This is a genomic window from Burkholderia arboris (assembly GCF_038723655.1).
GTDB lineage: Bacteria > Pseudomonadota > Gammaproteobacteria > Burkholderiales > Burkholderiaceae > Burkholderia > Burkholderia arboris.
In genome coordinates this window covers 604,099-617,348 of the sequence record NZ_CP109823.1, presented here as the reverse complement: position 1 = coordinate 617,348, position 13,250 = coordinate 604,099, and the positions used below count along the sequence as shown (strand labels likewise).

General features: G+C 66.0%; 14 protein-coding genes. 8 read left to right on the top strand and 6 right to left on the bottom strand.

Going from position 1 to position 13,250, the window contains the following annotated elements; genetic code table 11:
* Positions 1-291: 291 nt before the first annotated feature.
* Together OHZ10_RS35425 and OHZ10_RS35420 are read right to left on the bottom strand one after the other, a co-directional pair.
* Positions 292-969, bottom strand: coding sequence for a hypothetical protein (locus OHZ10_RS35425; protein WP_256087528.1), 678 nt, complete (start codon positions 967-969; stop codon positions 292-294).
* Between the two features lie 325 nt (positions 970-1,294).
* Complete coding sequence (locus tag OHZ10_RS35420; protein ID WP_342706476.1) at positions 1,295-2,155, bottom strand: PhzF family phenazine biosynthesis protein; 861 nt, start codon at positions 2,153-2,155, stop codon at positions 1,295-1,297.
* A gap of 394 nt (positions 2,156-2,549) precedes the next feature.
* On the opposite strand from OHZ10_RS35420, the gene OHZ10_RS35415 reads away from it, so the two are divergent.
* On the top strand, positions 2,550-3,206 hold the full coding sequence (locus tag OHZ10_RS35415) for an NUDIX hydrolase (protein ID WP_233464335.1): 657 nt from the start codon (positions 2,550-2,552) through the stop codon (positions 3,204-3,206).
* 266 nt (positions 3,207-3,472) lie between these two features.
* Here the strand turns inward: OHZ10_RS35415 and OHZ10_RS35410 are convergent, their stop codons facing one another.
* Positions 3,473-4,066, bottom strand: a complete 594-nt coding sequence (locus tag OHZ10_RS35410; protein WP_340626145.1) for a TetR/AcrR family transcriptional regulator — start codon at positions 4,064-4,066, stop codon at positions 3,473-3,475.
* Positions 4,067-4,178: 112 nt separating this feature from the next.
* Between OHZ10_RS35410 and OHZ10_RS35405 the strand changes: the two genes are divergently transcribed.
* The 3 genes from OHZ10_RS35405 to OHZ10_RS35395 are packed head-to-tail and all read left to right on the top strand — an operon-like array spanning position 4,179 to position 7,085.
* Positions 4,179-5,234 carry a sugar phosphate isomerase/epimerase family protein gene (locus OHZ10_RS35405; protein ID WP_256087525.1) on the top strand — a complete coding sequence of 352 codons (1,056 nt, stop codon included), beginning with the start codon at positions 4,179-4,181 and terminating at the stop codon, positions 5,232-5,234.
* 29 nt (positions 5,235-5,263) lie between these two features.
* Entirely contained in the window at positions 5,264-6,148 is an 885-nt protein-coding gene (locus OHZ10_RS35400; RefSeq protein ID WP_256087524.1) for an alpha/beta fold hydrolase, read from the top strand.
* 1 nt (position 6,149) lies between these two features.
* A complete protein-coding gene (locus OHZ10_RS35395; protein ID WP_342706475.1) occupies positions 6,150-7,085 on the top strand; it encodes an alpha/beta hydrolase in 936 nt (311 codons plus the stop codon).
* 272 nt (positions 7,086-7,357) lie between these two features.
* Here OHZ10_RS35395 and OHZ10_RS35390 read toward each other — a convergent pair whose 3' ends face one another.
* The gene (locus tag OHZ10_RS35390; protein WP_342706474.1) at positions 7,358-8,329 is read right to left on the bottom strand and encodes an AraC family transcriptional regulator; all 972 of its coding nucleotides are present in this window, start codon (positions 8,327-8,329) and stop codon (positions 7,358-7,360) included.
* 94 nt (positions 8,330-8,423) lie between these two features.
* Here OHZ10_RS35390 and OHZ10_RS35385 point away from each other — a divergent pair, with 94 nt between their 5' ends.
* Positions 8,424-9,257, top strand: a complete 834-nt coding sequence (locus OHZ10_RS35385) for an oxidoreductase (RefSeq protein ID WP_059242152.1) — start codon at positions 8,424-8,426, stop codon at positions 9,255-9,257.
* Between the two features lie 153 nt (positions 9,258-9,410).
* Positions 9,411-10,247: an alpha/beta hydrolase gene (locus tag OHZ10_RS35380; protein WP_342706473.1), complete on the top strand. Its 837-nt coding sequence runs from the start codon at positions 9,411-9,413 to the stop codon at positions 10,245-10,247.
* A gap of 96 nt (positions 10,248-10,343) precedes the next feature.
* On the opposite strand, the gene OHZ10_RS35375 is transcribed toward OHZ10_RS35380, so the two are convergent.
* Positions 10,344-11,264, bottom strand: coding sequence for a LysR substrate-binding domain-containing protein (locus OHZ10_RS35375; RefSeq protein ID WP_342706472.1), 921 nt, complete (start codon positions 11,262-11,264; stop codon positions 10,344-10,346).
* Between the two features lie 165 nt (positions 11,265-11,429).
* Here OHZ10_RS35375 and OHZ10_RS35370 point away from each other — a divergent pair, with 165 nt between their 5' ends.
* Both OHZ10_RS35370 and OHZ10_RS35365 read left to right on the top strand, forming a co-directional pair.
* Complete coding sequence (locus OHZ10_RS35370; RefSeq protein ID WP_059242149.1) at positions 11,430-12,065, top strand: LysE family translocator; 636 nt, start codon at positions 11,430-11,432, stop codon at positions 12,063-12,065.
* A 58-nt stretch (positions 12,066-12,123) separates the two neighbouring features.
* A complete protein-coding gene (locus tag OHZ10_RS35365) occupies positions 12,124-12,498 on the top strand; it encodes a gamma-glutamylcyclotransferase family protein (RefSeq protein WP_059242147.1) in 375 nt (124 codons plus the stop codon).
* 43 nt (positions 12,499-12,541) lie between these two features.
* On the opposite strand, the gene OHZ10_RS35360 is transcribed toward OHZ10_RS35365, so the two are convergent.
* A complete protein-coding gene (locus tag OHZ10_RS35360; RefSeq protein ID WP_059242146.1) occupies positions 12,542-13,249 on the bottom strand; it encodes a DUF3142 domain-containing protein in 708 nt (235 codons plus the stop codon).
* Between the last annotated feature and the right edge of the window lies 1 nt (position 13,250).

Below are 13,250 nucleotides of genomic sequence, written 5' to 3'. Positions count from 1 at the left end.
GCGGCGGCTTGCAACAGATGATAATAAAATCACATTAAATGTGAGAATGCAATCTCCTGATGTTATTGGGGTCACTTTTCACGGGGTATGTGTGGCCGGAATCGTGGTATCGGTGACCTTGTTATCGGATGTCGTACAAGGCCGAAATGCAGCTTCCGCCTTTGATGGCGGGGTGCTGCTTCCGGGAAGTCGCGTGATGCGAGGGCGCGCGCCGGGTCACCGGGCGTGCACGGCGGGCTTAGCCAGGAAGGCGGCGGCGATGCGGGCGCGTCCGTCAGGCGGGCGCGGCGCTTATGCGTACGCGCGGATCAGCGTATCGAGATTGCGTTGCGCGAGCGGTGCGAGCGGCGCGAATTCCGCCGATCGAAACAGCGGGGTCTGCGCGCGCAGATGTTCGAGCGCCTGCTTGCGGCCCGCGCGGAAAATGGCCGATGGCGCATCGGGATCCTGCGCCCATTCGCGGGCGATCGCGCGATCGTATTCGCGCAGCCGGCCGGGCGCGGCCGCGAGGATCGCGAGATCGGCATCGAGAAAAATCAGCCCCGCGCGCTGCAATGCCGGCGTGGACGCGAGGCTGTCGGGCAGCCGGTGCGATTTCGTTGCAAGCACGAATGCATGCGCGGCGGCGACATGCGATGCATGCGCTTCCAACCACGCTGCGTCGCAGCGCGCGTTCGTGACCTGGACGAGCCATTGCGCGCTGCGCGCTTCGTTTTCCGCATAGTCCGGCAGCGTCGTCGCGTAGACGACATCGTGTGCCCAGACGGCGAGTTCGATCGCCGGCCACAGCGGTTCCGCGCGATACGGCGCGAGATGACCGAACAGTTCGGCCAGGTGCGAGAGCGTGTGGTAGAAGCGCTGCGACTCGCCATAGGCACGCTCGACGAGCGGCCAGACGGCGGCCGTGCCGAAGCAGGCGTCGCAGGACGCGCGCAGCGTGCGGGCGAGGTCGGGGGCGAGGTCGTTCATGGCGGCGATCGGCTTGGGCGGGCGATGCGTGCAGCTTACCGTGCGTGGCGCAAGTGCGTGCCCGAAACGCGGTATTTTCGGGCGAACGTACAGTCAAGCGGGCGAGATGAGGAAAATGCCCGCTCATCGAGCGGGCATGTGAAGTGGTGGCGCGGGACCGTACCGCAGAATCCCTTCCAAGCCGAAAAGCCCGGCGCCCTGTTTTCTTTCACCTAGCGTCGATCGGCGATGACGTGAGCGTACTCAGGCCCGGCGAGACGCTGCACGAAGTGCAGTGGGGCGGGTGGGAGCGCGATGCGCGAAAGCGCCGCCCTGATCGCCCGCGTCACACGTTGATCACGCCGCGCCCGATTTCGATCACGCGCCCGCCGACGCGGATGTCACCCGTAGCGCCGACCGACAGCCGCAGTCGGCAAGGCCGGCCGACGGTATCGCCCTGCTCGACCTGAAACGCGGCAGGCAGATCGCGTCCGGCGGCAAGCAACCAGCCACCCAGGTTCGCGCAGGCCGACCCGGTGCCCGGATCCTCCGACACGCCGCCGCCTTGCTTCACGAAGAAGTAGCGGGACACAACCGTCCCCGGGCGCTCGGCGTCGAATGCGAACACATACGCGGTCCTGCGGCCGAGACTGCTCTGAGGCCAGATGTCGAGGCGGGCGCTGTCAGGCCGCGCGCGCCGCACGGCGGCGGGGTCCTTGAGCGCGACCAGCAACTGGTCTGCACCCGTGTCGACCCAGATCGGCGGCGCGAGCAGATCGTTCTCGGCGAGGCCCAGCAGCGCCGCCGTCTGCGCATCGGTCAACTGGCACGGCGCCGTTTTCGGCATGCCTGCATGCGGCGCGGTGAACGTCCACACGTCGTCGTGCGCCTGGACGTCGACAACCCCCGCCTTGAATTCGAGCGCGAGCGTGTCGCCTGCTTTCTGCAGGTCGCGCACGACATGCGCGGTACCGAGCGTCGGATGGCCCGCAAAGGCCATTTCATAGCCCGGCGTGAAGATGCGTACGCGCGCATGCGCACGCTCCGACGGCAGCACGAAGGTCGTCTCCGACAGGTTGAACTGCACGGCCAGCGCCTGCATGGTCGCATCGTCCATGCCGCGCGCATCGTCGAATACGCACAGCGGGTTGCCGCCGAACGTCGACTCGGCGAAGACATTCAGCAGGCGGAAGGCATACGGGGTCATGTGAATCTCGCGTGGATGAAGCGATTGCCCGGCTTCGAAACAGGAGTGATCGGCTGTCCACAGCCGCGTGATCGATGCATGGGGTGGCCATGCAGTACGCCATTGTGCCCGCAACATGCGATGAAGGGGGCGGCGTACCTGCGATCCGGTTTTCATGCATCATCGGGTTGCTTCGATGCGTCGAAGGCGATCCGGTCGAGGCATTCAACCATCCGCAACGATGGCGGATATTTTTGCGCCGAAGCAGACGGCCGCGCTCGAACGCGTGTCATTTGCGATCGCATCCGGATGCGGATTCATCGGTTTTACGATAACGACGCCGTGCCCGTGCAACACGTGTCGGGTTCGGTGTCGCTCAGCGCTTGCAGATTCAAGCATGCAGGAAGGAGGAGACATGAAATCCGACAGCGGCGTCCCGAACGCCGATTCGCGGCAGGGCGCGCTGGACGCAATCGTGCGCGGTGTGGAAGGCTTCCGGATTCCCGCCGCAACGGACTGGTCGACGGCGAAGCACTCCCTCGCGGACAACGACGGCCAGTGGAAATTCTCCGCGGTCCTGGTCGCGATCGTCACGCGGCGCGAGCCGACGATCCTGCTGACCAAGCGATCGTCGGGGCTCAGCGAATACTCGTCGCACGTGAGTTTTCCGGGCGGGCGTCCGGCGGAGTCGGATGCCGGCATCGGCGCAACGGCGCTGCGCGAAGCGTTCGAGGAAATCGGCCTCGATCCCGGCGCAGTGCAGGTCGTCGGGTCCATGCCGATTCACAAGACCCGCAAGCGCCACCACGCGATTTTTCCGGTGATCGGCCTCGTGCCGGAAGCCGCCGCATGGGAAGCCGCACCGGCCGAAGTCGAGGAGATCTTCGAGTTTCCGTTCTCCGCGCTGCTGAACCCGGATCTGCCGCGGCAATACAGCGACGGCGAACGTGCCGGTGGCTGGTATTGGGCCGACCAGCCGCAGGACATCTGGGGCGTGACCGCATTCATCCTGAAGTCGCTGGCCGGTCTCGTGCTCGACACCGCGCACGGCGAGCAGGCCCGTCCCGGCTAGGTGCATGCATCGGGCGTCGGGCTCGCAAAGGCCGTGCATGCAGACGGCGGAAACTTACGTCGCCAGCGTGGCGCGCTTCGACCGGCGGCGCGGCCAGACGCGCTTGCACAACGACGGGCGTCGTGCGGGTTCCGCGAACAGATGGCGGGTGTCGCGCCAGGTCGAGGCCGTGTTGGCGATTCTGCTTGAAGCCGGCGCCATCGTGCTTGCACAACGCGCGTCCCTGATCGCGATGCCGACGAGCACGGGACGATGCCGCTGGTTCGCTAGCGCAGCGCCAGATCCAGCGGCATCATCGCCGGCCCGACGGCGGCCAGCAGGCGATCCTTCGATACGCCGTCGCGGGACTGGACGGAAATGCCATGCAACTGCACGGCGTAAAAATCGGCCAATGCGCCGACATCGGTGCCAGGCTTGAGCTGGCCCTGGGCCAGCGCTTCTCGCAGGCGTTCGAGGATCGATTGCGTCCGGGCTCGGCGATGTTCGGTCAGCCACGCCATGACGCCTTCGTTGCTGGCCGAGTAGTTCGTGGCGGATGAGACCACCATGCAACCATGAGGGCGGCCGCGCCTGGTATAGGTGGCTATCGCCTCATGCAGCATCGTCTCGATGGCCGCGCGGACATTCGTTTCCCGGAGCGCGCGGTCGGCGAAACCGCCGTCGCTTTGCTCGTAGAGCGCCACGGCTTCCTGGAACAGGGCCTCCTTGCTGCCAAAGGCGGCGTAGATGCGTGCGGAGGCGATGCCCATGACTTCGACCAGGTCGGACATCGACGTGCCTTCGTAGCCGCGTCGCCAAAACACCAGCATCGCCTGTTTCAAGGCCGTGTCGCGATCAAATTCCCTCGGTCTTCCTGCCATTGCCTCTCTCGTCTGCCGATCCGTCGTTGCGCCGATTTTATCGCGTGCCGTGTTGACACGGGATATTCCCATGTCCTATTCTTTGTCGATCAACAAAGAATAGGACATGCACATGCGTACCCTCAAAGGGCCCAGCCTCCATCTTGCGCAGTTCGCTGCCGACGTCGCACCTTTCGACAACTTGCCGAACATCGCGCAATGGGCTGCCGGCCTTGGTTTCAAGGCGTTGCAGATTCCCGCCTGGGAGCGGCGCTTGTTCGATGTGGAGACCGCGGCGCACAGCCAGGACTACTGCGACGAAGTGAAGGGCATGCTGGCCGGGCACGGCCTGGAGATCAGCGAGTTGACGACGCATCTCTTCGGGCAACTGGTGGCGGTGCATCCGGCGTACGACGCGATGTGCGACAACTTCGTCCCGGAGCCCTTGCGCGGCAATCCGGCCAGGCGCACGGCATGGGCGCTGGAGCGACTCGAGCTGGCGGCACGCGCGTCACGCCGCCTGGGGCTCACCGAGATGGGCACCTTCTCGGGCTCGTTGGCATGGCCCTACCTGTTTCCGTTTCCGCAACGGCCCGCGGGCCTGATCGAGGCGGCCTTCGATGAACTGGCGCGCCGCTGGCGCCCGATTCTCGATGTCTGCGACGACAACGGCGTCAACCTGTGTTACGAGATCCACCCCAGCGAAGATCTGCATGACGGCGTCTCGTTCGAACGATTCCACGCGTTGGTCGACCAGCACGCGCGTTGCAAGATCCTGTTCGATCCCAGCCATTTCGTGATGCAGCAGCTGGACTATCTGGCCTACATCGACATCTACCGCGAACACATCCGCATGTTCCATGTGAAGGACGCGGAATTCCAGCCTTCGGGGCGGCAAGGCGTCTATGGCGGCTACAGTTCATGGCTCGATCGTGCGGGTCGTTTCCGTTCGCTTGGCGACGGTCAAGTCGATTTCAAGGCGATCTTTTCCAAGCTCGCGCAGTACGACTACCCGGGCTGGGCGGTCCTGGAGTGGGAGTGTTGCCTGAAGAACCAGGAGGATGGCGCACGCGAAGGCGTGGCGTTCATCAACGACCACATGATCCGCGTGACGGAGCGCGCGTTCGACGATTTCGCCGGTGCGGCGGTCGATGCACGGCAAATCCACACCATGCTCGGCCTGGCGTGAGCCGCTCCCACATCACTACGGAAAATCATATGTCCGCTCAACTTCTGTCTCCGTCGGCCGGCTTCGAAGGCTTTACGCATCAATACGTCCGCATCGACGGCCAGCGAATCCATTGCGTCATCGCCGGCACGGGCGCTCCCGTCCTGCTGATTCCCGGGTGGCCGCAGACCTGGTACGCGTGGCGCCACGTCATGCGCGCACTCGAAGAACGGGGCTTCATGGCCATTGCGGTCGACCCGCCGGGCACCGGCTATTCCGACCGGCCTCACGAGGGTTACGACACGGGGCACACGGCCGCGATCATGCATCGTGTGATGGTGGAACTCGGCTTCGACGCGTACCAGGTGGCAGGCCACGATGTCGGGATGTGGGTGGCCTATGCGCTGGCCAGCGACCGGCCCGAGGCCGTGACGGCGCTGGTCCTGACCGAGGCGGTGATCCCCGGGCTGGCGCCCGCGCCTTCGATCTTCGCGCCACCGGAAGAAAACATCTTCCTGTGGCATTTCATGTTCAACCAGCTGGCCGACCTGCCCGAAACGCTGATTGCGGGGCGTGAGCGGGCCTATCTGGAGTTCATGTTCGACCGCTGGTCGTTCCGGCGCGACCGCGTGGCCGTCGAGGTCTACGTCGATGCCTATTCATCGCCGGGTGGCCTGCGGGGTGGTTTCTCCTACTACCGCGCGATACCGGAGACGATTCGCCAGAATCAGGCGCGGGCGACGCGCAAGCTGACGATGCCGGTGCTCGCCATCGGCGCGGAACACGCCACCCGCGACGCGCCGCTGGTTACCATGCGCGACAACGTGACCGACTTGCAGGGCGCGATCGTGCCCGACTGCGGCCACTTCGTGATGGAGGAGGCGCCCGAGGTGTTTATCGGGCACCTGCTCCCGTTCCTGGAACGGAGCCGCTGAGATGCCGGTCGACGCGAACATTGCAGCGTTGCTGGAACAACTGGCCGTGGGCGAACCGCCTTCGTCCCTGGCCGAGCTGCGGGATGCCACGGATCGCGCGCTGCGGGCATGGCACGGGCCATTGGAATCCATCGGCCGTATGGAAACCTTCGCGGCGCCGACGCGCGACGGGCGACAGATACGCGTGCGTGCCTATTGGCCGCACGACACCGGGGATGGCGGGTTACCGCGACCGGCCATCGTGTATGCGCATGGTGGCGGGTGGTGCCTGGGTACGCTCGAGCTCTACGACAATCCTTGCCGCGCGTTGGCCAACGCGACGCGGTGCGTCGTGCTGTCGGTCGATTACCGGCTTGCGCCCGAGCATCCGTTCCCGGGGCCGCTGGAGGACTTCTGCGATGCGCTTGCCTGGGTGTGCCGACACGCGGGCAACCTCGGGCTCGACCCCGGGCGCATCGCCGTCGGCGGCGACAGTGCCGGGGGCAACCTCGCGGCGGCGGCGTGTCTGGTAGCCCGCGAGCAAGGTGGCCCTGCCATCGCGCATCAGCTGTTGCTGTATCCGCCGCTCGATGCGTCGATGGACACGTCGTCCTATGACACTTACGGGCAGGGCTACTATCTGACGAAAGAGGTCATGCAGTACTGCTACGCAATGTATCTGGACGATCCGGCCGACGGGCGATCGCCTTATGTGTCGCCGCTGCGCGCGCGTTCGCACGAGGGGTTGCCGCCCGTCACGTTGCTCGTGTGTGAATTCGATCCGTTGCGCGACGAAGCGCAAGCGTACGCGAAGCGTTTGCAGCATGCCAATGTGCCGGTCAATCTGAGTGTGCTGCCCGGAATGGTCCATGGCTGCATTCATATGGGCGGCGTGACGCCGGCAGCGCGCCATGTGTTCGAGCGGGTCGGAGCGGACATGCGCGACGTCTTCCGATAGCGATCCGGTTGCGCATGGTTTCGATGCGCAGCGTCGATTGGCGGGATTGACCGGTTCGTGTGCGCGACAGCATCCGGCATTCCCGTGGCATCCACATCGGTGTCGATCGTCCGGCCCCGGCCGATGTCATGGCCCGGGTTGGTCCGTTCTTTCCGGGCGATGGCGACATGCCCGCAAAACGTGCGGTCATGGCCGACCGGCGCAACGAGGGCATGCATGGGGACGGCGCGGACCGGCCGGCATCGTGCATGTGCCGCTCGCGGTTCCCCCCGTCAATGCGACGACACGAACACCGCATCCTCGAATGCCTCCGGAATCGCGAAGCTTTCGCGCATGCGCTGCGTTTCCTTCGCGGGCGTCAGGCCGAACAGGCGCTTGAATTCCCGGCTGAACTGCGACGGGCTCGTATAGCCGACCGCGTAGCCGGCCGCCTCCGCCGTCAGGTCCTGACGCACCATCAACAACCGTGCCTGATGCAGGCGAGTCGATTTCAGGTACTGCATCGGCGACACCTGCGTGATCGCCTTGAAGTGACTGTGAAAACTCGGCACGCTCATGCCGGCTTCGCCGGCCAGTTGCGATACGTCGAGCGGCTGCGCGTAGTCGGCATGGATCACCCGTAGCGACCGGCCGATCCGGCCGAACTGCCCGCGCATCGCGAGCGCACTGCGCATCGCGCTGCCCTGCGCGCCGGTGAGCACGCGGAAATACAGCTCGCGCAGCAACGCCGGGCCGAGCACCGCGGCATCGAGCGGCCGGTGCATCGCCTCGACGAACCGCAGTACCGACGCGTGCATCGCTGCGTCCATCGGCGTCGACATCATGCTCCTCGGCGCCTGCACGGGTTCCGCGCTGCCTTCGCGGTCGATCTGCGCGGCGAGTTCGGCGGCCAGCGTGAAATCGAGGTGCAGGTACAGCGCGAGCAGCGGGCGCTCGGGCGTGGCGTCGGTTTCCATGCTGAACGGGACGGGCACGGCGACGGCCAGGTAATGGTGCTCGTCATACCGATAGCGCTCGCCGCCGAAGTAGCCGCGCTTGGTTCCCTGGCACACGATCACGATACCCGGGTCGTACAGCACCGGCGTGCGCGACAGCGCGCGGTTCGAGCGCAGGATGCGCACGCTCGGCAGCGCCGTCAGGTTGTAGCCTTCGTCGGGCGCCAGCGCGCGCAGCAGCGTGACCAGGCGCTTCCGGTCGCGCGGCGGCAGCGACGGAGGTCGGGCGGAGGTGGGGGCCGTGCTCATAGTTTTGTGCAAGAAAATCAGTGGAATCGGGCTTAATCGACATCGATCGTCAGACTAGTATGCATGCTTCAATCGACATTCGGGAGAAGCACACATGGCATCAGGCAACATCATGCTCATCACGGGCGTCAGCAGCGGCTTCGGTCGCGCGCTGGCACAGGAGGCGCTGGCGGCCGGTCACACGGTGGTCGGCACGGTGCGAAGCGCGCAGGCGGCGCGGGAATTCGAGGCGCTGTCCGCGCAGGCGGCGGTTGCACGCGTGCTCGACGTGACCGACTTCGAGCGCATCGACGGCGTCGTCGCGGACATCGAGGCGAACGTCGGGCCGGTCGACGTGCTGGTGAACAACGCGGGCTACGGGCACGAAGGGATCATGGAGGAAGCGCCGCTCGCGGAGATGCGCCGGCAGTTCGACGTGAACGTATTCGGTGCGGTCGCGATGATGAAGGCCGTCATGCCGTTCATGCGCGAGCGCCGGCGCGGCCGCATCCTGAACATCACGTCGATGGGCGGTCACGTCACGATGCCGGGCATCGCCTACTACTGCGGCAGCAAATTCGCACTGGAGGGCATTTCCGAAACGCTCGGCAAGGAGCTCGCGCCGTTCGGCGTGGCCGTGACGGCCGTTGCGCCGGGTTCGTTCCGCACCGACTGGGCCGGCCGCTCGATGGCGCGCACGCCACGCTCGATCGCCGACTACGACGCACTGTTCGACCCGATCCGCCAGGCGCGCGAGGACAAGAGCGGCAAGCAGTTGGGCGACCCCGCGAAGGCCGCGCGGGCGATGCTCGCCGTCATGGCAGCCGAACACCCGCCCGCGCACCTGTTGCTCGGCAGCGATGCGCTGCGGCTGGTGCGGAACAAACTGTCGGCACTGGACGACGAAATCCGCGCGTGGGAGGCCGTGACGGTTTCGACGGACGGCTGACGCGCGCGGTGCGCGACGCAACGGCGCCGTTCATTTCCTGTCGGCGGATGATCGGCCTGCGTGGCCTGTCATGGCATCGGGATTTCACATTAATGTCCGATAATGGCTGCCGGCGAGTGCGCCATGTTCATTCACCTCACAGGAGTCATCGCGATGCCATACGTCACCACGAAGGATCACGTCGAGATCTTTTACAAGGACTGGGGCCCGAAGGACGCGCAGCCCATCATGTTCCACCATGGCTGGCCGCTGTCCGGCGACGACTGGGATGCGCAGATGCTCTTCTTCGTCCAGAAGGGTTATCGCGTGATCGCGCACGACCGGCGCGGCCACGGTCGCTCGGCGCAAGTCTCGGACGGCCACGACATGGATCATTACGCTGCGGACGCGTTCGCCGTCGTCGAAGCGCTCGACCTGCGCAATGCGGTGCACGTCGGTCACTCGACGGGCGGCGGCGAGGTGGCCCGCTACGTCGCGAAGCATGGCGAGCCGGCCGGTCGCGTCGCGAAGGCCGTGCTGGTCAGCGCGGTGCCGCCGCTGATGTTGAAAACCGCGTCGAATCCCGACGGCTTGCCGCTCGAAGTGTTCGACGGCTTCCGGAAGGCGCTCGCCGACAATCGTGCGCAGTTCTTCCTCGACGTGCCGAGCGGCCCGTTCTACGGTTTCAACCGGGAAGGGGCAACCGTGCATCAGGGCGTGATCCGCAACTGGTGGCGCCAGGGCATGGAAGGCAGCGCGAAGGCGCATTACGAAGGCATCAAGGCGTTCTCGGAAACGGACCAGACCGACGACCTGAAGTCGATCTCCGTCCCGACGCTCGTGCTGCACGGCGAGGACGACCAGATCGTGCCGATCGCGGATTCCGCGCTGAAGTCGGTCAAGCTGCTGAAGAACGGCACGCTCAAGACCTACCCGGGTTATTCGCACGGCATGCTGACGGTCAATGCGGACGTGCTGAACGCCGATCTGCTGGCGTTCGTGCAGGCGTAACGATGTTGGGCGCATGCCTGCGTCGGCGGGCTGCGCCGTGACCGGCGGCAGGCGATCCGCCGGCCCCGTTGAAAGGGGCGGCGCGATCGCCAGGTTTCAGCCCATCCCGTTGAAGCGAACACCCGGATGCGCGAGGCGCGGCATCCGGCCTGCCAGAAACGTATGCAGTTCGCGCACCTGCGCAGCCTTGCCGGAATCCTCGGGCCAGACGAGGTAATACGCGTCACCGGTGCTGACGGCCGTCTTGAACGGCAGCGCGAGCTGCTTCTCGTCGATCGCCTTCGCGCACAGCGCGAGGTCGCCGATCGAAATCCCGTGGCCGGCGATCGCCGCCGCGATCCCCTGTTCGAGCATGTCGAACACCTGCCCGCGCGTGATGTCCACATCCAGATCGTGACCGCTGCCCTTGAGCCAGCGGCGCCAGTCGCGCCGGTCGGGCGAAGGGTGGATCAGCTCGCACGCGGAAGGGTTCGCGCGCGCGACCGTCGCGGTCGCGCGCGAGCACACCGGAATCAGCCATTCGTCGAACAGCTTCACGCAGTGCGTGCTTTCGCCGAACCTGCCGGTGCCGAGCAGGACCGCGCAATCGTAGGATTCGCTGAAAAAATCGACGGTATCGACATCCATCCACACGCTCGCGATCTGCACTTCGAACGCCGGCTGCGTGGCGCGAAAGGCGGCGAGCGCGTCGAGCAGCCAGCGCATCGTGAGCGTCGACGGCGCCTTGACCCGCAGCACGTCGCGCTGCGTCTGGAACAGCATGCAGGCTTCCTCGACCTGCCGGAACCCGCGCCTCAGGCCCGACGCGAAGATGTGCGCTTCCGCCGTCACGGTCATCCTGGGCCCGCGCCGGACGAACAGCTTCCGGCCGAAATAGGCTTCGAGCGTCTTCACGTGCTTGCTGACCGCGCTTTGCGTCAGGCTCAGTTCCTCGGCGGCGAGCGTGAACGAGCCGGTGCGCGCGGCGCTCTCGAACGCGCGCAGCGCATAGACGGGGGGAAGCGATTTGGCCTTCATGGGTTTTGAATATGAATAAAACTCATGTCACTAGACAGGATTTTCCGTTTTTCACCGGCAGCCTGGACGCGCGATACTGGCTGAAACCGTGCCGTCCGAGACGTCGAGCCTCCATGATGCCATCGTGATGGGTACGCCTCCCGAATCGTCGATCAACTTTTATTCATGTCACTCCATTACCCGCTGCTGTTCGCCTATCTCGCCGCGATCGTGCTGCTCATCGCGACCCCCGGCCCGGTCGTCATGCTCGTGACGGGTACCGTCGCGCGGCGCGGCTTCCGCCAGGGCGTGCTGACCGCGGTGGGCGCGAATGCCGCGAGCCTCGTGATGATCGCGGGCGCGATGCTGATGGTGTTCGGCGTCGTGATGGTCAGCGATCGCCTGCTCGCCGGGCTGCATGTCGCGGGATGCGTATTCATCGCGGTGCTGGCGATCCGGACGCTGCTCGGCGAATGGCGCGCCGGTCACGACGCGGCGGCAGGCGCACCGGTGCCGCAGCCACGGGGGTTGCCCGGTATCGTGCGCGGCTTCCTCGTCGGCATCGCGAACCCGAAGGACCTGCTGTTCTTCGTCGCGTTCTTTCCGCAGTTCGTCGGCATCACGCCGGACTCGCGCGTGAGCCTGGCCATCCTGGCCGCGTTGTGGATCGCAGTCGATTTCACGATCCTGACCGGCTACATGGCCGCGATCAACCATCCATCGATTCACCGGAAGCAGCGATGGATCTCGGCGTCGTCGGCGCTCGCGCTGCTCGCAATTGCGCTCGCCGGGCTCGGCAGCACGATCGCGGGCGCCGTGTAGCGCTTCGGCGATCTGCGTTACGCTTCACGTGCCCCGGATTTTTTCCTCGAGTTCAATCATGTCCAGTTCCGCTACCGCTTTTTCCGAACACCTCTTTTCGTACGGCACGCTGCAACTCGAACAGGTGCAGCTCGCCACCTTCGGCCGCAAGCTCGACGGTCGCGAGGACGCGATGCCCGGCTACGCGATGACGATGCTGAAGATCGACGACCCGGAAGTGGTCGCGACGAGCGGGAAGACCCATCACCCGGTGGTGGCCTATACCGGCCAGTCCGGCGATCGCGTGACCGGCACCGTGTTTGCGATCACGCGCGAGGAACTGCGGCACGCGGACGACTACGAAGTCGACGCGTATCGGCGCGACCGCGTCGTGCTCGAGTCGGGAGTTGCGGCGTGGGTGTACGTGGACGCGAGCTCGCCGCGCCCGGGCTGACCCGGGCGCGCGGGCGGGATCGCCCTCGCCGTGCGGCCGCCCGCTACCGGTTGCGCAGGAACACGACGTAGCCGCGGAACCACGGATTCGATGCGAGGTAGGGCGGCGCGTCCCACTCGCCGCCCTGGATCACGCCGATGCGAAACGGCAGCTGCAGCCGCGCGACACGCGGCAGGTAGGCCGCGTAGTCGGGGATCGTGCTGCGGCCCTGGTAGGTCTGCACGACCACCTCGTCGACGATCCCCTTGAGCTGGTTGACCTGACCGGTATCGATGCGGCTGCTCCAGTCGAGCAGCCCCGTGATGCTCAGCCGGCAATCGGCGGGCAAGGTCTCGCGCAGCGTCCGCAGGAATTCGAGGTAATCCTGCAGGTGGCGCGTACGCGCATCGAAGTCGATCTGGATGCCGGCGATCGTGCGGCCGGACGCACGCCAGCGCTCGAGCTGCGCGAGCATGATCTGCGTGACGCGCGGCGTCCAGCGCAGCGTATGCGCACGATAGACGAGCCACACGCGCGCATCGGGCGCGGGCGGCAGCGCGACGCCCTGCGCGATCACGCGTACCTGCGACTCGTCCTGCGGCGACGCCTCGATCTGCCCTTGCAGCACGTAGACGGTGCGCGCGCCGTGCACGACCGCCTGCGGCTTCACGCCCGCCCACAGCCAGAATGCGTCGTACTGCGCAGCGTCGACAGTGCCGGCCAGCGCGGCGCGCGCGGCCAGCAGCAGCGCGATGCACGCGATGCGCTTCATG

Coding starts and splice junctions, on each gene's coding strand:
- OHZ10_RS35405 (WP_256087525.1), top strand. CDS start 4,179: ATGCGTACCCTCAAAGGGCCCAGCCTCCATCTTGCGCAGTTCGCTGCC.
- OHZ10_RS35360 (WP_059242146.1), bottom strand. CDS start 13,249: ATGAAGCGCATCGCGTGCATCGCGCTGCTGCTGGCCGCGCGCGCCGCG.
- OHZ10_RS35415 (WP_233464335.1), top strand. CDS start 2,550: ATGAAATCCGACAGCGGCGTCCCGAACGCCGATTCGCGGCAGGGCGCG.
- OHZ10_RS35375 (WP_342706472.1), bottom strand. CDS start 11,264: ATGAAGGCCAAATCGCTTCCCCCCGTCTATGCGCTGCGCGCGTTCGAG.
- OHZ10_RS35400 (WP_256087524.1), top strand. CDS start 5,264: ATGTCCGCTCAACTTCTGTCTCCGTCGGCCGGCTTCGAAGGCTTTACG.
- OHZ10_RS35395 (WP_342706475.1), top strand. CDS start 6,150: ATGCCGGTCGACGCGAACATTGCAGCGTTGCTGGAACAACTGGCCGTG.
- OHZ10_RS35410 (WP_340626145.1), bottom strand. CDS start 4,066: ATGGCAGGAAGACCGAGGGAATTTGATCGCGACACGGCCTTGAAACAG.
- OHZ10_RS35370 (WP_059242149.1), top strand. CDS start 11,430: ATGTCACTCCATTACCCGCTGCTGTTCGCCTATCTCGCCGCGATCGTG.
- OHZ10_RS35390 (WP_342706474.1), bottom strand. CDS start 8,329: ATGAGCACGGCCCCCACCTCCGCCCGACCTCCGTCGCTGCCGCCGCGC.
- OHZ10_RS35380 (WP_342706473.1), top strand. CDS start 9,411: ATGCCATACGTCACCACGAAGGATCACGTCGAGATCTTTTACAAGGAC.
- OHZ10_RS35365 (WP_059242147.1), top strand. CDS start 12,124: ATGTCCAGTTCCGCTACCGCTTTTTCCGAACACCTCTTTTCGTACGGC.
- OHZ10_RS35385 (WP_059242152.1), top strand. CDS start 8,424: ATGGCATCAGGCAACATCATGCTCATCACGGGCGTCAGCAGCGGCTTC.
- OHZ10_RS35420 (WP_342706476.1), bottom strand. CDS start 2,155: ATGACCCCGTATGCCTTCCGCCTGCTGAATGTCTTCGCCGAGTCGACG.
- OHZ10_RS35425 (WP_256087528.1), bottom strand. CDS start 969: ATGAACGACCTCGCCCCCGACCTCGCCCGCACGCTGCGCGCGTCCTGC.